The 23516-nt window shown below is 42.3% G+C and carries 21 protein-coding genes; 6 read left to right on the plus strand and 15 right to left on the minus strand.

Annotated elements, in window-relative coordinates:
- Positions 1-9: 9 nt before the first annotated feature.
- The 3 genes from secM to mutT all read left to right on the plus strand — a co-directional run bounded on the left by secM (position 10) and on the right by mutT (position 3604).
- Positions 10-330, plus strand: a complete 321-nt coding sequence (gene secM / locus MS_RS01495) for a secA translation cis-regulator SecM (RefSeq protein ID WP_011199508.1) — start codon at positions 10-12, stop codon at positions 328-330.
- A 101-nt stretch (positions 331-431) separates the two neighbouring features.
- Entirely contained in the window at positions 432-3122 is a 2691-nt protein-coding gene (gene secA / locus MS_RS01500; protein WP_011199509.1) for a preprotein translocase subunit SecA, read from the plus strand.
- A gap of 77 nt (positions 3123-3199) precedes the next feature.
- Positions 3200-3604, plus strand: a complete 405-nt coding sequence (mutT, locus tag MS_RS01505) for an 8-oxo-dGTP diphosphatase MutT (protein WP_011199510.1) — start codon at positions 3200-3202, stop codon at positions 3602-3604.
- Positions 3605-3671: 67 nt separating this feature from the next.
- On the opposite strand, the gene MS_RS01510 is transcribed toward mutT, so the two are convergent.
- From MS_RS01510 to holA, 4 genes are all read right to left on the minus strand, one after another.
- On the minus strand, positions 3672-4097 hold the full coding sequence (locus MS_RS01510; protein WP_011199511.1) for a universal stress protein: 426 nt from the start codon (positions 4095-4097) through the stop codon (positions 3672-3674).
- Between the two features lie 48 nt (positions 4098-4145).
- Positions 4146-6782 carry a TRAP transporter permease gene (locus tag MS_RS01515; protein ID WP_011199512.1) on the minus strand — a complete coding sequence of 879 codons (2637 nt, stop codon included), beginning with the start codon at positions 6780-6782 and terminating at the stop codon, positions 4146-4148.
- 105 nt (positions 6783-6887) lie between these two features.
- A complete protein-coding gene (locus MS_RS01520; protein ID WP_041639497.1) occupies positions 6888-7850 on the minus strand; it encodes a TAXI family TRAP transporter solute-binding subunit in 963 nt (320 codons plus the stop codon).
- 207 nt (positions 7851-8057) lie between these two features.
- Positions 8058-9095 carry a DNA polymerase III subunit delta gene (gene holA / locus MS_RS01525; protein WP_011199514.1) on the minus strand — a complete coding sequence of 346 codons (1038 nt, stop codon included), beginning with the start codon at positions 9093-9095 and terminating at the stop codon, positions 8058-8060.
- 236 nt (positions 9096-9331) lie between these two features.
- Here holA and leuC point away from each other — a divergent pair, with 236 nt between their 5' ends.
- From leuC to MS_RS01540, 3 genes are read left to right on the plus strand one after another with little or no spacing between them, the layout of a single operon-like run.
- Positions 9332-10747: a 3-isopropylmalate dehydratase large subunit gene (leuC, locus tag MS_RS01530; RefSeq protein WP_041639498.1), complete on the plus strand. Its 1416-nt coding sequence runs from the start codon at positions 9332-9334 to the stop codon at positions 10745-10747.
- Positions 10748-10749: 2 nt separating this feature from the next.
- The gene (leuD, locus tag MS_RS01535) at positions 10750-11358 is read left to right on the plus strand and encodes a 3-isopropylmalate dehydratase small subunit (protein WP_011199516.1); all 609 of its coding nucleotides are present in this window, start codon (positions 10750-10752) and stop codon (positions 11356-11358) included.
- 21 nt (positions 11359-11379) lie between these two features.
- The gene (locus MS_RS01540; protein WP_041639499.1) at positions 11380-12702 is read left to right on the plus strand and encodes a GntP family permease; all 1323 of its coding nucleotides are present in this window, start codon (positions 11380-11382) and stop codon (positions 12700-12702) included.
- Between the two features lie 30 nt (positions 12703-12732).
- Here the strand turns inward: MS_RS01540 and MS_RS01545 are convergent, their stop codons facing one another.
- From MS_RS01545 to csrA, 11 genes are all read right to left on the minus strand, one after another.
- A complete protein-coding gene (locus MS_RS01545) occupies positions 12733-13665 on the minus strand; it encodes a LysR family transcriptional regulator (protein WP_011199518.1) in 933 nt (310 codons plus the stop codon).
- A 2-nt stretch (positions 13666-13667) separates the two neighbouring features.
- Complete coding sequence (gene lptE / locus MS_RS01550) at positions 13668-14177, minus strand: LPS assembly lipoprotein LptE (RefSeq protein WP_011199519.1); 510 nt, start codon at positions 14175-14177, stop codon at positions 13668-13670.
- Positions 14178-14243: 66 nt separating this feature from the next.
- Positions 14244-16826 (minus strand): leucine--tRNA ligase, encoded by a 2583-nt coding sequence (gene leuS, locus MS_RS01555; RefSeq protein ID WP_011199520.1) that lies wholly within the window; start codon positions 16824-16826, stop codon positions 14244-14246.
- 225 nt (positions 16827-17051) lie between these two features.
- A complete protein-coding gene (locus tag MS_RS01560) occupies positions 17052-18143 on the minus strand; it encodes an acyltransferase family protein (RefSeq protein WP_041639500.1) in 1092 nt (363 codons plus the stop codon).
- Positions 18144-18376: 233 nt separating this feature from the next.
- A complete protein-coding gene (locus MS_RS01565; RefSeq protein WP_011199523.1) occupies positions 18377-18649 on the minus strand; it encodes a heavy-metal-associated domain-containing protein in 273 nt (90 codons plus the stop codon).
- Complete coding sequence (locus MS_RS01570; protein ID WP_011199524.1) at positions 18646-19008, minus strand: mercuric transporter MerT family protein; 363 nt, start codon at positions 19006-19008, stop codon at positions 18646-18648. Before MS_RS01570 ends, MS_RS01565 begins: the two co-directional genes overlap by 4 nt.
- Positions 18983-20086, minus strand: a complete 1104-nt coding sequence (locus MS_RS01575) for a transglutaminase-like domain-containing protein (protein ID WP_011199525.1) — start codon at positions 20084-20086, stop codon at positions 18983-18985. Before MS_RS01575 ends, MS_RS01570 begins: the two co-directional genes overlap by 26 nt.
- Before the next feature lie 145 nt (positions 20087-20231).
- Positions 20232-20849, minus strand: a complete 618-nt coding sequence (locus MS_RS01580; protein ID WP_011199526.1) for a glucose-6-phosphate 1-dehydrogenase family protein — start codon at positions 20847-20849, stop codon at positions 20232-20234.
- Between the two features lie 65 nt (positions 20850-20914).
- Positions 20915-21802: a UTP--glucose-1-phosphate uridylyltransferase GalU gene (galU, locus tag MS_RS01585; RefSeq protein WP_041639503.1), complete on the minus strand. Its 888-nt coding sequence runs from the start codon at positions 21800-21802 to the stop codon at positions 20915-20917.
- 88 nt (positions 21803-21890) lie between these two features.
- Complete coding sequence (locus MS_RS01590; RefSeq protein ID WP_011199528.1) at positions 21891-23255, minus strand: phosphomannomutase/phosphoglucomutase; 1365 nt, start codon at positions 23253-23255, stop codon at positions 21891-21893.
- Positions 23256-23276: 21 nt separating this feature from the next.
- Positions 23277-23462, minus strand: coding sequence for a carbon storage regulator CsrA (gene csrA, locus MS_RS01595; protein WP_011199529.1), 186 nt, complete (start codon positions 23460-23462; stop codon positions 23277-23279).
- Positions 23463-23516: the final 54 nt, after the last annotated feature.

A 23516-nucleotide genomic window follows, 5' to 3' on the forward strand; every position in this document is an offset into this window, starting at 1 on the left:
GTCTGAATAATGATGAAAATTTCAACAAAGGGTAAACATAATTTCTGGTCGCAACTGCTCGTAAGCATGATTGCGATATTTGCTTTACCCTGTGCTCAAGGATTGAACTATTCCGATGCCGTTACCAATGAAAATTATCAGGCGCAGCGCACATCAATTAAACAGCCGGCGGCTAAATTCTCCGCTCTTATCCAACAACAGGTTGCGGTACAGCAACGGCAAGCACAGCAATGTAATGTGGATTGTCCGAAATTTGCTAAAATCGAACCGCACTTTTGCCTCTCTCCAAGCTACTTTCATGCGCCGATTCGCGGTAGTCCTTTAGTATAAAAGATAAACAGACCCTAAATATTAACTGCCAATTATTAGCAGGCTGATTCGACGTCCTTGACTGACGTTGAGATTTTTTATTGAAAAGAGAATGAATTTTTATGTTAAAAACTATTGCAACCAAAATTTTCGGTAGCCGTAATGACCGCGTATTGCGTAAATTAAATAAAGTCGTTAAAAAAATTAATGGTTTAGAACCCGCTTTTAGCGCCTTAACGGACGATGAATTAAAAGCGAAAACCGCGGAATTCCGCGCCAGACTGGAAAAAGGCGAAAGTCTGGAAAGTTTGATGCCGGAAGCTTTTGCTACCGTGCGTGAGGCAAGCCGTCGCGTGTTAGGCATGCGCCATTTTGACGTGCAACTTATTGGTGGTATGGTGCTGACTAACCGTAATATCGCGGAAATGCGTACCGGTGAAGGTAAAACCCTGACCGCCACCTTACCTTGTTATTTAAACGCGCTAACCGGTAAAGGCGTGCACGTGGTTACCGTGAACGATTACTTGGCGAACCGCGATGCGGAAACCAACCGCCCGTTATTTGAGTTCCTCGGCATGACGGTGGGCGTGAATATCCCGGGGTTACCGCCGGAAGTAAAACGCGCCGCTTATCAGGCGGATATTACTTATGCGACCAACAGCGAATTAGGCTTTGATTATTTGCGTGACAATCTTGCACATAGCAAAGAAGAACGTTTCCAACGTCAATTGCATTATGCGCTGGTGGATGAAGTGGATTCAATCTTAATTGACGAAGCCCGTACGCCGTTAATTATTTCAGGTCCGGCGGAAGACAGCTCCGAACTTTATATCGCCATTGATAAATTAATTCCGTTATTAGTTAAACAGGATAAAGAAGATACCGAAGAATATCAGGGCGACGGCGATTTTACTTTAGATTTGAAAACCAAACAGGCGCATTTAACCGAGCGCGGTCAGGAAAAATGCGAAAACTGGTTAATTGAAAACGGCTTTATGACTGAAAACGAATCGTTATATTCGCCGGCAAAAATCGGTTTAGTGCATCATATTTATGCTGCATTGCGCGCTCACACTTTGTTTGAACGCGATGTGGATTATATTGTAAAAGACGGTGAAATCGTTATTGTTGACGAGCATACCGGTCGTACTATGGCGGGGCGCCGTTGGTCTGACGGTTTGCACCAGGCCATTGAAGCAAAAGAACATGTAAAAATTCAGGGTGAAAACCAAACTGTCGCTTCGATTACTTATCAAAACTATTTCCGCTTATATGAAAAATTAGCGGGTATGACGGGTACGGCGGATACCGAGGCTTTTGAATTCCAACAAATTTACGGGTTGGAAACCATCGTTATTCCAACTAACCGACCTATGATTCGCGATGACCGTACCGATGTAATGTTTGAAAGCGAAGCTTATAAGTTCCAGGCGATCATTGAGGATATTAAAGAATGCGTAGCCCGTAGCCAGCCGGTGTTGGTGGGTACCGCCTCTATCGAAAAATCGGAATTGCTTTCTAACGAATTGGATAAAGCGGGCATTCCTCATAACGTACTGAATGCTAAATTCCACGCACAGGAAGCGGAAATTATTGCCAACGCCGGTTATCCGGGAGCGGTGACTATCGCAACCAATATGGCGGGTCGCGGTACGGATATCGTATTAGGCGGTAACTGGAGAGCGGAAGCGGCGAAGTTAGAAAATCCGACGGAAGAACAGCTTGAGGCCTTAAAAGCCGCATGGCAGGAGCGCCATGATGTGGTGATGAAAGCGGGTGGGCTACATATTATCGGTACGGAACGTCATGAGTCCCGCCGTATTGATAACCAGTTGCGCGGTCGTTCAGGTCGTCAGGGCGACCCGGGTTCTTCACGTTTCTATTTATCCTTAGATGATTCGTTAATGCGTATTTACCTCAACGAAGGTAAACTGAACATGATGCGTAAAGCTTTCAGTACGCCGGGCGAAGCAATGGAATCTAAATTGCTGGCTAAAGTGATTGCCTCCGCTCAAGCGAAGGTAGAAGCCCATAACTTTGACGGCCGTAAAAACCTGTTACAATTTGACGATGTGGCGAACGATCAACGTCATGCGATTTATGCGCAGCGTAACGATTTATTGGATCATGAGGATATTTCGGAAACCATTAAAGCTATCCGCGAAGATGTCTATAACGAAGTGATTGATCAATATATTCCGCCTCAATCCTTAGAGGAACAATGGAATATCGCCGAATTGGAAAAACGCTTAAAACAGGATTTTGCTTTAGATCTGCCGATTCAGCAATGGTTAGAAGAAGATAACCAGTTGCACGAGGATAACTTACGCGAACGTATTATTGCTTCGGCGGTGGAAGAATACCAACACAAAGAAGAAATTGTCGGCGCGGAGACCATGCGTAACTTTGAAAAAGGCGTGATGTTGCAAACGCTCGACGAATTATGGAAAGAGCATTTAGCCGCTATGGATCAGCTGCGCAAAGGTATTCATTTACGCGGTTATGCGCAAAAAGATCCGAAACAGGAATACAAGAAAGAATCTTTCCAAATGTTTACGGAAATGTTAGATGCTTTAAAACTAACGGTTATCCGCACTTTAAGCCGTGTACAGGTACGCACTCAGGAAGAAGCACAGGCAGAGGCGGCTCAACAGGCAGCGGCGGAAAGCAAGGATTATGCTGACGACAGCGCCTCCGGCGAGCGCAGTGTTGCGCAGACAACACAGCGTATCGGGCGTAACGATCCTTGCCCTTGCGGTTCCGGCAAAAAATATAAACATTGCCACGGTAACCGAGCGGCTCACGAGGCATAATTGATAAAAGTGCGGTTAAAATTTTTGATTTTTTGACCGCACTTTTTGATAGATTTTGACTAAATGAGGATTAGTTTGTGGATAAAAAAACAGTGCAGGTTGCGGCAGGTATTATCCGTAATGAATTCGGACAGATTTATCTTACTCAGCGTTTAGAAGGGCAGGATTTTGCGCAATCCCTTGAGTTTCCCGGCGGAAAAGTGGATGTAAACGAAACGCCGGAACAAGCGCTTAAACGGGAGTTGGAGGAAGAAGTCGGTATTGTTGCGCTAAATCCCGTTATGTTTGAGCAATTTGTGTTTGAATATCCGAATAAAATTATTCATTTCTATTTTTATCTGATCAGCGAATGGATTGGCGAGCCTTTCGGACGGGAGGGGCAGGAAGGATTTTGGATTGAACAGCTTGACCTGGACGAATCTCAATTTCCGCCGGCAAATTCCAAATTGATTCAGCGCCTGTTGGCAGAAATGAATTGTTAAAAAAACAGCGAGTCAAAATAGGCTCGCTGTTTTTTATTGCTGATAAAATCAGTTTTTCAACTTTTATTTATCGAAGAATTAATACCGGTTTATCGGTGTTTCGCGCCACTTTTACGGTGTTCGCGCTCAACCCTTTTGCGTTGGGTTGGCTACTTGCCAGCATGACGATGAGATCCACATTTTTTTCATCCGCCAGATGGTTTATTTCTTCATAAATCGTACCGTAAGAAACGATATGTTGCACTTTTGCCCCTTTCGGGAAGGCTTTTTCCGTGAATTCATGCAAAGCTTTGTTTGCTTCCTCCAATACGGATTTATCGAAGTTTTTTGGTAAAAAAGCGGAGATAAAACTATCGTCCATCGGCTCAATAATGGTGACTACGCGAAATATCGCCTGCGGGTTATCTTCCGTGAGTTTTAAGCAGGTATCCACTACATATTTGGCGCTGTCTAAATTGCTGAGATCGATGGCGATTAAAATATTTTTGTACATATAAAATCCTTATTACGTCAACATTGGCATATTGCTATGCCAATATGATTAGCTGTTTCTACGACGGCGTTGATTCCATGCAAGCGCAGAAACAAGCAGCAATGCAGGAATAAACATCAGTTCTTTTGGTAATGAATTTTTTGGCACTTCGACATCAATAATGGTTTGATCCCAATTTAAGCCCGCTTTGGCGGCAGGCGAATCAATTTCAACATTATCAATTAAAATCTTATCGGTTTCATTGCCGTTAATCTGGATCTTTTCTCCGGTATTCAATAATGTTAAACCCATGGCTTTTAATTTTTCTTCACCGTTTTCACCTGCCGGGATACTGAGTTTTGAATAAAACTCAATTTCTTTGCCATAAGGATTTAATCCGGCTACTTTAATTGTCAGATTTTGCCCTGCCGCCGCATTTTCGATTTCCTGCACTAATTGAGCAGGTTCAATATGGCGTTCCGTAGGTGAAACATATTCCATAAAGAAACCCGGTCTGAACAGCATAAATGCGGCAAGTATCAGGGCAAAGCCTTCCCATTTTTTATTTTTAGTAAAGAAATATCCCATGGTTGCGGCTGTAAACGCCATTACCCCAATGGTTGCGGTAATAAATACTAAAATACCTTTTGCCCAACCCACATCAAGTAATAACAGGTCAGTGTTAAAAATAAACAGGAAGGGTAAAATGGCCGTTCTTAAACTGTAATAGAACGCAGTTGCCCCTGTTTTTATCGGGCTTCCGCCGGAAATCGCCGCTGCGGCAAAGGAGGCTAAGCCTACAGGCGGCGTGACGTCCGCCATAATACCGAAATAGAATACAAATAAATGGACCGCAATCATTGGCACGATCAGTCCGTTTTGTTTACCCACTTCAACGATAACCAGCGCCATTAAGGATGAAACCACAATATAGTTTGCCGTAGTCGGTAGCCCCATACCGAGAATTAAACTGAAGATTGCCACTAAAATCAGCATGAGCAATACGTTGCCCATGGAGAGAATTTCAATAATACCGGACAATTGCACGCCAAAACCGGTTAATGACACCACACCTACGATAATGCCGGCGGTTGCGGTGGCAATGCCGATACCGATCATATTGCGGGCGCCGGTTTCCAAACCTTTAATCAGTTCTTGTACGCCTTCTTTAAGTTGGATAAATTTATCCGTGTTTTCTTTTCGGAACAGGCTTAATAGAGGTCGTTGGGTAATAATAATAGCGGATAAGGCGAGAATTCCCCAAAAAGCGGACAAACCCGGCGACATACGCTCAATCATTAAACACCACATTAAAACCACAACCGGCAATAAATAATGTAAGCCGGCATTTACCGTCGGTTTGGTTGCCGGCAGAACGACAATTTTTGCATTAGGATCATCAGGTTCGAGATCCGGAAAGCTTGCCACCCGACGAATGAGCAGAATGTAAACAATCAGCAATAACAGGCAGACGATTAAAAATGCTTCATTTGGCACCGCAGTTTTTAGCCAGCCCAGCGTTAATTCAAGCACAAAATAAATAATGCAAAGCGTTAAGAAAGTACCTATTGCCCGGATTAACGTTACCAAAAACGGTTTTGCCGGATCGGTTCTCGGCAACCCTTTTAAACCCATTTTACAGGCTTCGAGATGAACAATATAAACCAATGCGATATAAGAAATTAATGCCGGCAGAAATGCGTGCAGGATCAATTCGTTATAAGGCATATTGATATATTCGATCATCAGGAAAGCGGCTGCGCCCATAACCGGTGGCATTAATTGACCGTTTACGGAAGACGCCACTTCAACGGCTCCCGCTTTTTCCTGGGTGAAACCTACACGTTTCATCATGGGAATAGTGAATGTGCCGGTAGTTACCACATTGGCGATAGATGATCCTGAAACCAAGCCCGTTAAAGCCGAAGAAACCACCGCTGCTTTAGCAGGGCCGCCGCTTAAATGACCCAAATAAGCAAAAGCGGTTTTAATAAAATAATTACCTGCCCCCGCTTTATCCAATAAAGCTCCGAATAAAACGAAGAGGAATACGTATTTTGTGGAAACGCCCAGGGCGACGCCGAATACGCCTTCCGTGGTGATCCATTGTTGGTTAATGATTTGCGATAATGAACCGGAACGGTGGCTGATAATCCAACTTGTAGGCAGGTATTGCCCGAAGAAGTTATACAACAAAAAGATAACGGCAATAACTGCGAGAGGTAAACCAAGGCTTCGGCGTGTGGCTTCCAGCAATAGTACAATACCAATACAGCCTGCGATAATATCCTGCAGATTAGGCGCGCCGAATCGGGTTACCAGACTTTGATAAAAGAACAGATAATAAGCGCCTAAGAACGCCCCGGCAGTGGCACAAATCCAGTCAATAATTGGTATGCGGTGTTTAGGCGAAGTAGCGAGCGCCGGAAAAGAAAGGTAGGCAAGAAATAACGCAAAAGCCAAATGAACGGATCTTGCTTTAGTGTCGTCCACAACTACATTGAGATCAATATTATTTTGGGTTAACACTTCTTGCAGCCAAAACGGAAACGGCGATGTGTAATACAATTGAAAAACAGACCACAAAATGGCGGTGCCTACGATGAGTTTTTTGGGAAATCCAGCAGGGTTACGCCCACCCTCATCATTAGATGCAACCAAGTCTCTCAGATCATCATAATCGACAGATTGAATTTTTTCTGACATAGGTTCCTCGAAAATAGATAAAAAACCCTACACCAATGGCATAGGGTTAATATTAAGTGATTGATACATTAATTTATGTATCAAAAAGCATGATAAAGCGCTTAATTATTTTAACCAGCCACGTTCTTTATAATAACGTTCCGCACCTTCGTGAAGCGGTGCCGAAAGCGCATTTTTAATCATGTCTTCTTCTTTTAAGTTAGCGAATGCCGGGTGTAAACGTTTGAAACGATCGAAATTATCAAATACCGCTTTTACTACCGCATACACTTTATCCGCATCCACATCAGTCGAGCTGACTAAAGTCGCGTAAGAACCGAATGTTTCCACCGGATTATCCGTACCTTTGTACAAGCCGCCCGGAATTACCGCTTTAGCATAATAAGAATGTTCGCTGACTAATTTATCAATTTCGGGACCTGTGACCGGCACTAAATGCGAATCGCAGGAAGCGGCGGCTTCTTTTAATGCGCCGTTCGGGTGACCTACGTTGTAAGTAATGGCGTCTAAGTTGTTATCGCACATTGCTGAAGCCATCTCCGCCGGTTTTAATTCTGCGGCAACTTTAAAGTTTTTATCCGTCCAGCCTTTTTCAGCCATAATTACGTTAATTGTCGCTCTTGTGCCGGAACCCGGGTCGCCCACATTTACACGTTTGCCTTTCAAGTCGTCAAAGGTTTTGATGCCGGAATCGTCACGCGCCATTAAGGTAAAAGGTTCCGCATGAAGTGAGAACACCGCACGTAATTTTTCATTTTTCTTACCTTCGAAAGCACTGGTGCCGTTATAGGCGTGATATTGCCAGTCCGATTGCGCAATCCCCATATCCATTTGTTTGTCTGCAATAGCGTTCAAATTAGCGATAGAGGCACCGGTTGAAGGCGCATTACATTTTATTTGTGTTTTTGCCGTATCACGATTTACTAATTGGCAGATAGACTGACCGACTACATAATAAACCCCGGTTTGTCCGCCGGTACCGATAGTGATAAAACGCTCTTCAGCCTGTACGGCAAGCGCTGTCATGGCGAGGCCGGCTACTAATGATAATTTTAATAATTTTTTCATAGAGAGTTCCCCAGTATAGAGAAAATAATTGATATGTTGTGAATGTTCCGAATTTAGCCCGAACAAGACAAACATATACACGGATTTACATTGATTTTCAATAGTTTTATAAGAAGAAAAATCCAGATTGAAAAATATTTAATAAAAATCTGATTTTTCATGAAAATATAAGAGATGTATTTAATAAAAAGGCTGGAAAATTAATAATTATCGGCAAATTTTCGGAATGATATTAGCCAATTGATCCCAAATGTCCGCGCTGAATTCCTGCTTGGCCAATCGTTCCAATTCCGCCAATTGCTGAACGGCAAGATAAAGCTTACGGTAAGTAAGGCGCTGAAAAGCCTGAGTAAATAGAGGGCGCCGGTTTTGCCAGATTTTTAAACGGTCAAAACCTTCACGCAGCTGTGCAACCGGTAATGCGGAATCCACCGAGGCGGTTTTATGTTGCGGCTTTGCCAATTGTAATAAGATGGTTAATTCCCGTTGTAACGAGCGTAAAAGAATAATAGGTTGTATATCTTCCGCCTGCAAACCGGTTAATATTCGTCGGGCTCGCGCTTCTTTGCCTTCCAGCAGCGCATCAATCCATTGGAATGGCGTAAAAACCGAAGACTGTTCCACAATATTTTTAACCCGCACAAAGGTTAGTTTATGATCCGCGTGTAGCAGGTCTAATAATTGCAAAGTTTGTTTTAAAGCAAGAAGATTATTCTCATAGCTGTAACATAATAATTGAACGGCATCCTGTTCGGCGATTAACCCCATTGCTTTACAACGGTTTGCCACCCAGCGCGGTAATTGTTCCGCCGTCGGTGTCTGGCAATTTACCAGAACGGCGTTTCTATCATATTGTTCGGATTGAATAAACCAATCCTGTTTTTCCATGAGTTTGGTTAATTTACCGAAGTGTAAAATTAACAACAAATCCGAATTTAACAGACTTATTAATTCCGCCAGATTTTTACTCAAAAGTGCGGTCGGATTTTCCGGAAAATGTAAGGTAATGACCTGTTTGGAAAAGAATAAGCCCATAGATTGGCAGCGCTCAAACAGATCATTCCAATTGGTGCCGTTATCAATTTGGATTTCCAGTTTTTCATCAAAACCCGATTTAGTCGCCGCCTGAATAATATTATCCTGGCTTTCACTGAGCAGCAGCGGATCTTGGCCCACAAGTAAATATACTTTTGCCAATCGGCCGGCTAGAGACGGAGAAAGCTGCTCAGCGAAAATACGGTTCATATCATTAAAATTTGTATCAAAAAAGATCTCTGAATTTTATCATGCAATTTATAAAATAAAAACCCCGCCAAATTTCTACTCAAATTCTAATAACCCTATAAAAAACACGTATTTTTTTATTATTTTTACATTTCGTAAATAGTTATTTCACACTAAAAAAGCTTGTAATTCATAGACATGCAAAAAGTGCGTATTTATACTCGCGACGATCCTAATCGAAAACTTTGGAGAATGCTATGAGTAAAACACTTTACGATAAACATATTGATTCCCACACTATTAAAGAACTTGATAATGAAGGGAATGTATTACTTTACATTGATAGAACTATTCTAAATGAATATACCAGCCCGCAAGCTTTCAGTGGCTTGCGTGAGGAAAATCGCGATGTTTGGAATAAAAAATCAATTCTATTGAATGTGGATCATGTTAATCCTACTCGTCCTGTACGTGATGCCAATATGACTGATCCCGGCGGCACATTGCAAGTTAATTATTTCCGTGAAAACAGTAAGCTTTTTGATATTGAATTATTTGACGTTACTGATCCACGCCAAGGTATTGAGCATGTAGTGGCGCATGAGCAAGGTTTAGCTTTACCAGGAATGGTGATTGCAGCAGGTGATAGCCACACTACTACCTATGGCGCTTTCGGTGCGTTTGGTTTCGGTATCGGAACATCTGAAATCGAACACCTTTTGGCGACGCAAACCCTAGTGTATAAAAAATTGAAAAATATGCGTGTGACTTTGACCGGCAAATTACCTTTCGGCACAACGGCAAAAGACGTGATTATGGCGTTAGTGGCAAAAATCGGAGCTGATGGCGCAACTAATTACGCTATTGAATTTTGCGGTGAAGTTATCGATGAGCTCAGCGTTGAAGGACGAATGACCATTTGCAATATGGCAGTGGAATGTGGTGCTCGCGGTGCATTTATGGCTCCTGATGAAAAGGTTTATGAATATATCAAAGGTACGCCAAGAGCGCCAAAAGGCGAAATGTGGGATTTAGCAATTGCAGAATGGCGTAAGTTGAAAAGCGATAATGATGCCGTTTTTGACAAAGAAATTCACATGGACTGTTCTGATTTAGAACCGTTTGTTACTTGGGGTATTAGTCCGGATCAAGCCGACGTCATTAGCGGTGAAGTTCCGGATCCCAATTTATTACCTGAAGGACAAAAACGTAAAGACTACCAAGCCGCTCTTGAATATATGGGGCTTGAACCCGGTATGAAATTTGAAGAGATAAAAATTTCTCATGCCTTTATTGGTTCTTGTACAAATGGACGTATTGAAGATTTACGTGAAGTGGCGAAAGTACTTAAGGGCAGAAAAATTGCACAAGGTGTACGAGGCATGATTATTCCGGGTTCAACTCAAGTTAGAGCTAGAGCTGAAGCGGAAGGATTGGCAAAAATTTTTATTGATGCAGGTTTTGAATGGCGTCAATCAGGTTGTTCAATGTGTTTAGCGATGAATGAAGATGTGTTATCGCCGGGTGATCGTTGTGCCTCAGGTACCAACCGTAACTTTGCCGGTCGTCAAGGCGCAGGCTCAAGAACCCACTTAATGAGCCCTGCTATGGTGGCAGCCGCAGCTGTAGCCGGTCATTTAGTAGATGTGCGTAAATTCGTTGAAGGAGACTAATCATGGATAAATTTACTTTAATTACGGCAAAAGCGGCGCCAATGATGGCGGCAAATACCGATACCGATGTGATTATGCCAAAACAGTTCTTGAAGGGCATTGACCGTAAGGGTTTGGACCGAGGTGTTTTTTTTGACTTACGTTTTAATCTGGATGGTACTCCGAATGAAAAATTTATTTTAAATCAAGCTGATTGGCAAGGTTCGCAATTCTTGGTCGTAGGGCCTAACTTTGGTTGCGGTTCAAGTCGTGAACATGCGGTATGGGGGTTAAAACAATTAGGTATCCGAGCACTAATCGGGACTTCTTTTGCGGGAATATTTAATGATAACTGTCTACGTAATGGCGTATTGACAATTTGTGTCAGTGACCAAGAAATCGAACAAATTGCTACCACAGTCAGTAACCCTGCAACCAATACTATTTCTGTTGATTTGGAAGGTCAAAAAGTTCTTACTGAAAATGGTGAAATTGCTTTTGACGTTGATCCGCTAAAAAAAGAAATGTTGATTAAGGGATTAGATGCAGTCGGTTTCACCTTGTCAATGAAAGACGATATTTTGGCTTTCGAGCAATCTTATTTTAAAGCTAACCCATGGTTAAAACTCTAGTGTCGCCTTAGGAGATTGATTATGTCTATTACAGTTGCATTTATTATAGGAGTTGCAGTTTTACTCTTTTTAGCATTAAAACTTAAAGTCAGTGCGTTTTTGTCCTTACTGGCAACCGCACTTACCATTGGCATTTTATCCGGTATGGGAACAACTGAAATTATTAAGGATATTGTGGCAGGGTTCTCTAAATCCGTAGGTAGCATCGGACTGGTGATTATTTTCGGTACCATGCTGGGTAACTATCTTGAACAATCAAGGGCTGCTCATAAAATGGCGCTCGATGCTGTTCGTTTGGTAGGTACTAAAAACTCGTCAATTGCAATGTCAATTAGTGGCTATTTAATTTCGATTCCTGTTTTTAGTGATGTGGGCTTTTTAATTCTGTCCCCTTTAATTAAAGCGATTTCAAAAAAAAGCAAAATACCGCTTGCAGCATTAGCGGTGGCATTGTCTGCCGGTTTACTGGCAACCCACGTTTATGTTCCACCAACGCCTGGACCGTTGGCAGCAGCAGGTTTGTTGGGCATTGATATTGGTCGAGCAATTATCTGGGGGGCATTCGCCGCAGTGGTTATGACCTTATTTGGTTGGATGTATGCTCATTTCTATTTAATGAAAAAATCACCGGATTATTACACGTTTGTAGAAACTGTGGTGGAAGAAAAAGAAGTGGATGAAACCAATTTACCGGGTAGTCTTGCTTCGTTAATGCCACTTTTACTGCCAATAGTGCTCATTCTTTTAAATACAACTTGTGCTGCAATTTTTCCGAAAGACAGTCCTGTGCTTTCAGTGACCAAATTCATCGGGGATTCGAATATTGCCTTGGTAATCGGTGCATTAACCGCCATCGCTTTATTAGGAAAACGCATTGGTAAAGAAAAAGTATTGAAAATTATGGATTCCAGCTTAAAAGACGCAGGTTCTATTATCTTCATTACTGCTGCAGGCGGCGCGTTGGGTCAAATATTAAAAACATCCGGTGCAGGTGATTCTTTGGCACAAGCAGTAGTTTCAAGCGGTTTACCGTTTATCCTGATTCCATTTGTGATTTCAGCCATTTTAAAAATTGTGCAAGGGTCAGGTGTGGTTGCGGTCATTACATCAGCAACATTGGCTGCACCAATCGCAACCCAGTTAGGCATTGATCCTATTCTTATTTTCCTGGCATCGGGAGCCGGAGCACGTGCATATTGCCACGTAAATGACAGTTATTTCTGGGTATATACAAATTGCTGTGGATTCGATATGAAAACAGGGTTGAAAACCTTGAGTAATGCAAGTATTTTCATGAGTTTAGGCGGATTACTTGCAACCTTCATAGCAAGTTTAATTATTTAATAGATTATTTATTCAAAAGCCATGGTGTTATTATTCATCATGGCTTTTTGTTAGCTCTTTTTTAGCAAAATATTCGGTTAAGAAATTAACGAAGATCTCAGTTTTTAAGGATTCGCTGAGTTTGTTTGGATAAACAACCCAGATTGGCGCATCTTCATAATATTCCGGCAAAATATGTACTAATTCACCAGAGATAAGATATTTTTCCGCATCCCATAGGCTACGATAGATAATACCATGCCCTTCTAATGCCCATTGTAAAATGACCTCCCCATTATTGGTAGTTAAACCGCCATTTACCGTAATGCTTTTTAAGATTTTTCCATTAAACAATTTCCACACTCCAAAAGAACTGTTTTTCTCTTTTAAGAAGAGACAATTATGCTTTGATAACTGTTCTACTTTTTTAGGTAATCCATAGGATTGTAAATAGTCAGGTGAAGCGCAAAGGATACGGCGGTTATTTGCCAGTTTTTTGGCAAAATAACGATCATTTAAATCGTTACCTACAGCAATTTCGAGATCAATATTTTCTTTAATAAGATCGAGTTTATGATCGGTTAACGTGAGATCAAGGGATAGATTAGGATGCTGTTTAGCAAAAAGAGAAATAGGTTTTGCCAGATGGGTTCGCCCGAAACCAAAAGAGCTACAGATATGTAAATGGCCAAACATACTTTTTTTGTCTTCTACGATGTTGGTCATTAAGCTATCCATTTTATCAATAATGGCAATAGCTTGGTTTTGTACATATTCGCCAGCAGCGGTGAGTTTGATATTTCTTGTATTGCGATAAAATAAAGACGTATGCAAATGGTCTTCAAGAATATTGATACGCTTGGTGATATAAGAATTAGATTGCCCTAATTCCTTAGCCGCACCGGAAAAACTATTCTTACGTATGATGGTAAGAAATACATTAAGATCTTCAATGAGCGGCCAAGTCTTTTTGTCTTTCAACATACTTATTGTTTATCGTTTTTTATTTGATGCTGTAGCGCCACCATTTTGCTGATTAACTGGCGGGCCGCCTGTTCGCGCATATCGTTCCATATAATTTCTTTTTCGGATGATTTTGCTAAGGCTGCGCGGGAGTTATCAAAGAATGTACGGTTTACTTTTGCCGAAATCGGATAGGCCGCCCGGTTAGGCATTTTTACACTTGCCGATACTTCCAGCATCAACATTTTTTCCGCTTCACGACCTTGTTTGAAGACCGAAACCACTTCGTCGTCGGTGGAGGTTTTGTTTAATCGCAATACGGGCACATCGGGGCTCGCCTCGACTAAATTGATGTTGTTAAGCTGTAATTGTTTGCGCATTGCCATCGCCATATCGCTGTATTGATCCGAACTTTCGAGAGTCAGCGTTTGTAATTCCTGAGGAATTAACTGACCGTTTTGAAAGTGAAAACCGCAAGCGGTTAACGCCGCAATAGCTGTAACAAAAGTGAATTTTTTGAGTTGTTTTAACATAGAAAACCTTCAAATTTTTAACCGCACTTTTAGTTTGAAACGAAAAGTGCGGTCGATTTTTTTAAATTATTTTGCTACGAAGCTTAATAATTTACCCGGTACATAAATCACTTTAACGATATTTAAACCGTCCAGGAATTTTTGTACGTTTTCTTCCGCAAGTGCGACCCGTTTAATTTCTTCTTCCGCCATATCCGCCGGAACCGTAATTTTACCGCGCACCTTGCCGTTTACCTGCACGACAACAAGTTTTTCATCATCGATCATAGCTGCTTCGTCCGCTTGTACCCAAGGAGCGAAATCGATGATATCCTCGTTGCCTAGATCTTTCCATAATTGGAAGCAGATATGCGGGGTGATCGGATACAGCATACGCACTACCGCACTCAAGGCTTCGCCCATCACCGCGCGATCCTGTTCGTCCGTTAACGGCGCACGGGTTAATTTATTCATTAATTCCATGATTGCCGCAATCGCCGTGTTGAAAGTTTGGCGACGGCCGATGTCATCGGATACTTTGGCAATGGTTTTGTGCACATCACGACGTAACGCTTTTTGCGCACTTGAAAGTGCGGTCGGATTCGGCGCCGTTTTGACCGGATTTTTATTATATTCAAATACCAGATTCCATAAGCGCCCTAAGAAACGTTTAGCCCCTTCTACGCCGGATTCCTGCCATTCCAAAGTCATTTCTGCCGGGGAGGCAAACATCATGAATAAACGTACTGTGTCGGCGCCGTATTTTTCCACCATTTCCTGCGGGTCGATACCGTTGTTTTTGGATTTTGACATTTTGGTCATACCGGCGTGAACCAATTCGTGACCTTCATCATCCGTCGCTTTCAGAATACGACCTTTTTCATCACGTTCCAGCATTACTTTGGTTGGCGACACCCAAATACGTTCGTTAGTCGGGCTGGTATAATAGAAAGCGTCCGCTAATACCATGCCTTGGCAAAGTAATTTTTTAGTAGGTTCATCGGTAGAAACCAAGCCTGCGTCACGTAACAATTTGTGGAAGAAACGGAAATAAAGCAAGTGCATAGTGGCGTGTTCGATACCGCCGATATATTGATCGACGGGCAGCCAGTAATTTGCCTCGTCCGAATCCAGCATACCTTCATGATACTGCGGGCTGGTGTAGCGCGCATAGTACCAGGAAGATTCCATAAAGGTATCGAAGGTATCGGTTTCTTTTAATGCGGGTTGACCGTTATAACTGGTTTTCGCCCAGTCCGGATCCGCTTTGATCGGGCTTTTTACCCCGTCCATTACGACGTCTTCGGGAAGAACGATCGGTAAATCCTGCAATGGCGCCGGCACCACATCGCCGTTTTCCAGAGTCAGCATCGGAATCGGTGCGCCCCAGTAACGTTGACGGGATACGCCCCAGTCTCGTAAGCGGTAATTCACCTGGCGTTTACCTACGCCCATTTTTTCCAGTTTATCCGCAATACCGTTAAATGCGGCCTCAAAATCCAAACCGTCGAATTCCGCCGAATTCACCAGTTTACCGTGCTCGGTAAACGCGGCTTTAGTTAAATCGATTTCTTCACCGTTCATCGGTGCAATAACCTGTTTAATAGGCAAGCCGTATTTAGTTGCGAATTCAAAGTCACGCTGATCATGAGCAGGCACCGCCATCACCGCGCCCGTACCGTAATGCATTAGCACAAAGTTAGCTACCCATACCGGCACCGGTTTGCCGGTAATCGGGTGAATCGCATTAATGCCGGTAGCCATGCCTTTTTTTTCCATGGTGGCAAGTTCCGCTTCCGCTACTTTGGTATTTTTGCATTCCTGGATAAAACGGGCTAATTCGGCGTTATTTTGCGCCGCTTTTTCCGCTAACGGATGACCGGCCGCCACCGCCATGTAAGATACGCCGTAGAAGGTATCCGGACGGGTAGTGTAAACCGCGACGGTTTCGTCGCTGTTTTCAATTTTGAAAGTAATCTCCACCCCTTCGGAACGGCCAATCCAGTTGCGTTGCATGGTTTTCACCATATCCGGCCATTCGGGAAGGGTATCTAAACCGCTTAATAACTGTTCCGCATAATCGGTAATTTTAATAAACCATTGCGGAATTTCTTTTTGTTCTACCGGCGTGTCGCAACGCCAGCAGCAACCTTCATGGACCTGTTCGTTGGCAAGTACGGTTTCGTCATTCGGACACCAGTTCACCACAGAGGTTTTTTTGTACACCAGACCTTTTTTATAAAGCTCGGTGAAAAACCATTGTTCCCATTTATAATATTCCGGTTTGCAAGTGGCGATTTCACGATCCCAGTCATATGAGAAACCCAGCATTTTAAGCTGGTTTTTCATGTAATCGATATTTTCGTAAGTCCATTTTGCCGGTGCGGTTTTATTTTTTACCGCCGCACCTTCGGCAGGCAGACCGAAAGCGTCCCAACCTACCGGTTGCAATACGTTTTTGCCGTTCATTCGTTGATAACGGGAAACCACATCCGCAATCGTATAGTTACGTACGTGCCCCATATGTAAGCGGCCGGACGGATAAGGGAACATTGATAAACAATAATATTTTTCTTTGCTGCTGTCTTTGACTGCTTTGAAGGTCTGATTATTCTGCCAGTATTTTTGCACTTCTTGTTCAAGCAAATCAGGACGATATTGTTCTTGCATAGTATTACCTTAAAACTTTGAAAAAATGAACCGCACTTTTGCGGCAAATTTATACTTGGAAAATGTGGTATAGGATAGCGTAAATTGATAGGGATTAACAGAAATTTTGCGAGAATCGGCGGAGCTTTAGGCTATCAATATGGGTTTATGCATAAAAATCCGGAACATTTTGTTATTGACGTTTAATTCGGCTTGAAAGAGCCGTTTATCTTTTATAAACGGGCTTTATTTCAGCCCGAATAAAAACCGCGTTAATTTGTTGCCGTTAATAATCAGATAGCTCAGGAAAGATAACAGATATCCGCAAGTGACCAATATCATAAAATAAACAAAAGGCGTCATACCGGGAACATCGAAATAATAGCCCAGTACAATCAATACCGGATGATGGAACAAGTACACGATGATAGCGGAACGAACTAAAAACGCCACGGAACGGGAAGGCGGGAAAGAGGCGCTGAAGAAGAAATTAAATAATAACAAACTGACGGAAATCGCAGACGCGTGCTGAATAAAAACATTTATCGCGCGCATGGTGAAAGGTAAACTTTCTTTCGCCTCGCCAATCGTAAGGGTTTGATAGGTTAAGCCTGTCACTGTTATTCCCCACAGCAGCGCTTTAACGGTTTTTTTATTAAAAAATATACGTACCGCTTCACTACGATAAATAATATAGCCGATAAAAAAGTAAATGCTGTAATACAAGGTTTTTTCTATCAGATAGCCATAGAATGAATAGAACAACGGATGATCCGCCATAGGAACAAACATATTCAGAACGAACTTAATGCCGAAAGGCAAATACATATAAAAAATAAATAATCCCAGTTTTATAAACCGGTTAAACCCGCTTAAATAATCTAAAAATTTATCTACCGGTAATAAACAAACCAATGAAATTATCATTAGGGTTAATAAGAACCAGGCGTGTACGATAAAATTTCCGATACCGATATTTTCCCAGGGGGTGATATCATGGCGAACCACAAACCAGACTTCAAACGTATTGATTAGCAGAATAGAAGAAATTAACGGCATAAAAACGCGTAAGTATCGCCCTTTTAAGAAATAATGTTTTCCTTTTTTAAGCAACACCATAGCGGAAAAGAAACCGGCAATCAGAAAGAAGGCTTCCACTCGGAAAAAATGCGCAACATGGACGATATTATGAATTAGCGCATCCTGATATCTATCGCTATGGTAATCCCATCGGTAAAAAGGGCTGATGACCGACGCCGCATGCGTCAATACACCGATTAACATCAACAAAGCTCTGAGCTGGTCTAATCCATAGTAATATTCTTTTTTTGCAATCATTAACACCGGTTTCCTAACTTAACAGCTTATTATCCGAACGGATAAAAACTGGGTGACTGAACAGTCTGTTTATCTTTTATAATGGCTTTTACCATCATAGACAGACAATAAACCAGTCCCAGTGTAATGATTTGCAGTAGTTTTTCGAGTAAATTTACCTAGTATTACTTAATCTTTAACTTATATTTGTTAAATTTACAGATAATAATTAAATTTTACAAAAATGCGACTGGCTATTTTTTCACCACCGCATGATAATGCAGTTTATCAATGGCGTTGATCATCATTTCGTCGGTCACTTTTTCATCAGCGACCACTTTCACCAAGCGGGTGTTGAAGTTGGCTTTGGTGGAGATTACACCGTCAATATTGCGCAGTTCTTTGTTTACCAAATAAACACAAAGCTGGCAGTTCATTTCTTCAATATGTAATGTTACATTGCGTTCGGCGGCAAAACCGCTACCTGAGAATAAAAGTGCGGTCAAAAAAAGCAAAGTTTTTTTCATTCTAAAAGTTCCAGAATATAAGGTAAAACATAGGGATAACTTAAGAAAAAGAGAATAACCGGCGCCATAATCCAATATAAAATTTGCAATGTCCGACGGGATAAATATTTAGTGCAGATGATTTTATCGGAAAAATTCAGCAACCAGAATCCGTAACTAAAGGTTACCAGGGAAATAATCAGCATGGGAATTTGCAGATAACTGTATTCGCTTAAATCCATCAGCCAGGCAGAAGACAGGCCGAAAGCCAAATAAATCAGCGGCCCGATACAGCATAGAGTTGAAGCCACGGCGGCAGTCAGCGCCGTGGTACAAATCGCCCAGAATTTGGCGTTAGAGCTCTTTTGAGGTGAATTCATAACCGAACTTTTTGGCATCGTAAGAATTTAACGGATCGCCGCCTACTTCCGCATAAGGATAACCAAAGTTATTAAGCGGCGCTAATTCCGGCATTGGGTAGAGATTAAAATCCCGTGCATGATTAAAGCCCATCCAGTTAGCTTCCCAGTTACCGAACAAATATTGCGAAACCGCTTGAGTATCTTTATCTTCCACGGATTTATTCTCGGTTAAGCGATATTTCGCCACGTCCGCAGAGTCCACCGGCACCCAGCCGAAACCAGCCAAATAGAATTCCGCCCGACAATGTTGACCTCCGTTTTCGTTGGCAACTTTATCTTTTGCGCTGCCAAAAGCGCCTTTGGAATACTCGCCCATTTTAACCGCCTGACCTAAACGAATACCGAAAATCTCACGGGCCGGAATACCGGAAGCGCGGGCTAAGGCCACAAAAACGGAGTTAATATCCGTACATTTGCCTTTTAACACGCCGGTCGTTAGAATTTTTTCCACATCGCCGTCACCGCAGCCTAAGACGGAATTATCCCGTTCCATATTATTGACAATCCATTGGTGAATCATCTCCGCTTTTTTCAACGGATTGCTTTCTTTACCCACTATTTTATCGGCGAACTGTTTCACAATACCGTCGGTTTTGATGTGTTGGGTCGGTTTTAAATATTGCTGTACGTCTACGGAATATTCGATATTTTCCGGCGCCTGATAATTTTCCAGTAAACCTTGTTTCATCGGCTCGCGATCTTTAGTGGTGACTACTAATTTCACCTTTAAATCGCGTTTTTGCGCATCTTTATCCCAAAGGGCGAATAGGGTCTTCGCGCCGTATTGGTTGTTTTCCGTGATATAGGCTTGTTGATAGTTACCGTCAAATTCGACGGATTTGACATCCTGATAATCATTGCTGAAAGGCAACGGTACCCATAATTTGGTTTCGCCGCTCGAACCTTTCGGTACTTGCAAATCATAGCTTTGGGTGAATTCATAAGTGTGCGTCGCACTGTTTGCGTTTGGCACGATTTGCGCCTGTGTAAACGCCGCGACAGAAGAAAGCGCGGTGGCTAAAATTAGTTTTTTCATGGAAAGTCCTTAGAGAGGTAAACAAACAACACTTGTTATATTTAAGTTCAGTGCTGCAGGCAGAATGAACTTATAAAGAATAGCGTAAAATTTAAGAAAAGAAAATGCTCAGAAAGGGCTAAGTGCGGTCATTTTTCGTGAAGTTTTATTGATGGCATTTTTCATATAACGGCAATAATTCCCGAATGGTCCGGCTGATAAAATCCACGGCGTCAATATCCGCCAAATCGGCTTTTTCCACATTCTTACCGATACACCAAAAATCCTCATCACTGCGCAAACTCAAATCCTGAGAGGTAAGTTGTTTTACCCGACGAAAATCCGCATATTCGCTTTCATCGCCGCGCCAGATATCAAAATCGGCAAATTGCCGGAAATCAAAATCTTCCGTCCATTGATTATATTGCGAAAGATTGATTTGCGAACGATCCGCGCGATAACAATGCCAATCCAGGCTCACCTGCAAACGACGGCGATTCAGCAAAACGGACAAAATCGCGGCGGAATTTTTGTTAAATTCATATTTGAAATAAGCAAAGAAATGGGCGCGTACCTGCCAACCGTTACACCATTTCTCAATATGAGGCTCGGCAAAAGGCGAACCGAGCCCCTCTGAGACCTGCAGTATACAGGTTTTCCATTCATTCCACTCTCGTTTATAATCAGCTTTGATTTGCGGAATTAATTCCGGGCAGTATTTTTTCAGTTGAGCGAACTGGAAATAAGGAATTGCGAAAAGATCGCAGGAAGCCGGGTTCAGCATAATTTTACCGATAAGAAAGAAACTAAGCCTTAGCGGTAAAGCTTAGTTTCTTTTGATGTTAAGAATTACAGGGTTTTAGCGAACGCTTTTAAGTAGTTTTTAAATTCGTTGCCTAATTTTTCGTGCTGAATACCGTATTCGACAAAAGCTTTCATGTAGCCGATTTTATCGCCGCAGTCAAAGGATTCGCCGGTCATATGAAAGGCTTCAACGGTTTCTTTGGCGATTAACATATCAATAGCATCGGTTAATTGAATTTCATCGCCCACACCAACCGGTGTTCTTTCCAATAAATCCCAAATGGTGGCGGAGAACACGTAACGACCGACAACAGCTAAGTTTGACGGTGCTTTTTCCGGACTCGGTTTTTCGACCATGCGGGAAATCACCGCACTTTCGCCACCGCTGAATTCGGCGCCGTTGCAGTCTGCGATACCGTAGCTGCTCACATCTTTAGGATCTACAGGTGCAACCATGATTTGGCTTGAACCGGTTTCATTAAAGCGTTTGATCATCGCCGATAGATTTTCCGTTTTTTGGTTTGCAGTGAATTCGGCTAATAATACGTCCGGTAATACTACGGCAAAAGGCTCGTTACCCACGGCAGGGCGGCCGCATAAAACGGCATGGCCTAAACCTTTTGCATTACCTTGACGTACGTGCATAATGGTGACGTCTTTCGGGCAAATAGAACGCACTTCTTCAAGCAACTGACGTTTAACGCGTTTTTCCAGCATGGTTTCCAGTTCAAATGAAGTGTCAAAATGGTTTTCGATAGCATTTTTCGACGAATGGGTAACTAACACGATTTCTTTAACGCCCGCCGCAATGCATTCGTTAACCACATATTGGATTAAAGGTTTATCGACTAAAGTCAACATTTCTTTAGGAATGGCTTTTGTCGCAGGTAACATACGCGTACCCAGACCGGCTACCGGGATAATAACTTTCATGGTTTTTCCTTTCAAATCAAAGATAAAAAGAACCGCACTTTAATACTTTATTTAAAAGTGCGGTATATTTTTTACAAATTTTTACCAATTATTGACGAAGCAAAGCCAGAATTTCTTCGGTTTTTTCCGTCATTAATTTTTTATCGCCACGGGTTTCAAGATTTAAACGTACAACAGGTTCGGTATTCGAACTGCGTAAGTTAAAACGCCATGTCGGGTATTCAATGCTGATACCGTCAGTTTCGTCCACGCTTACCGCATCTTTTTCATAAGCGGCGCGAACTCGGGCAATTGCAGTTTTGGCATCCGCTAATTTACTGTTGATTTCGCCCGGTGACGGATAGGTATCAATGCTGTCGTTTACTAACTGACCGAGTGTTTTGCCCGTTGTACAAACCAATTCCATTACCAATAACCATGGGATCATACCGCTGTCGCAGTAGTTAAAGTCACGGAAATAATGGTGCGCGCTCATTTCACCGCCGTAGATTGCGTCTATGGCACGCATTTTTTCTTTAATGAACGAGTGACCGGATTTGGACATTACCGCTTCGCCGCCGTTTTCTTCCACTAATTTAATAGTGTTCCAGATTAAACGTGGGTCATAAATGATCTTGGCACCTTTATGTTTTTGTAAGAATGCCTGACCTAACAGACCGACGATATAGTAACCTTCAATAAATTGAGCGGTTTCATCAAATAAGAAGCAACGGTCAAAGTCGCCGTCAAATGCAATACCCATATCGGCTTTATTCGCTAACACGGCATCAATTGTGTCTTGACGGTTTTCATGAAGTAACGGATTAGGAATACCGTGCGGGAAGGTACCGTCCGGATTATTATGCACTTTGATAAATTCAACAGGTACGCGACGGGCTTTAAATTGCGCTTCGATGGCGTCAATAACATGACCGGCCGCGCCATTACCCGAGTTGATTACCAATTTCATCGGTTTTAAGTTATCCAAGTTAATGTAAGACAATAAATGTTCTACATATTCGCCAAGTACCGATTGTTGTTTGTAAACACCGCGTTGGGTCACGGCAGGGAAGTTGTTTTCTTCCGCCAAACGTTGAATATCGGCAAGACCGGTATCCGCACTGATTGGGCGGGAACCTTCGCGAACAAGTTTTAATCCGTTGTAGTCCATCGGATTATGACTTGCGGTTACTTCAATACCACCGTCCGCTTTTAAGAAAGAAGTGGCAAAGTAAATTTCTTCCGTACCCACTTCACCTAAGTCGATGACGTTTACGCCGGAGTCTAACAGGCCGTTTGTCACCGCACTTTTTAATTCTTTACTGGTTAATCGAACATCACCGCCTACAACAATGGTTGTTGGTTTCAAAAACTGGCCGAAAGCGCGACCAATACGATAAACGATATCTGCGTTAAGTTCATCGCCTAAGCGACCTCGAATATCATAGGCTTTAAAACAAGTTAATTTAGTCATAACATCTCCTGTATATTAGCGTTAAGAGGTTGACTCTTTCTCTTCCGCTTGTTTGATACGTTGATAAATTTCCTCACGATGAACAGATACATCTTTAGGTGCGTTTACACCAATTTTCACCTGATTACCACGTACGTTTAAAATTGTGATAGATATGTCATCACCGATGAGCAGGCTCTCGCCAACTTTACGGGTTAATATCAGCATACAGACCTCCTCACCTATTGATAATCCGTTTTTGTCTGCAATATCCTTATTGTT

The sequence above is a fragment of the [Mannheimia] succiniciproducens MBEL55E genome (assembly GCF_000007745.1).
In the GTDB taxonomy this organism is placed as follows: domain Bacteria; phylum Pseudomonadota; class Gammaproteobacteria; order Enterobacterales; family Pasteurellaceae; genus Basfia; species Basfia succiniciproducens.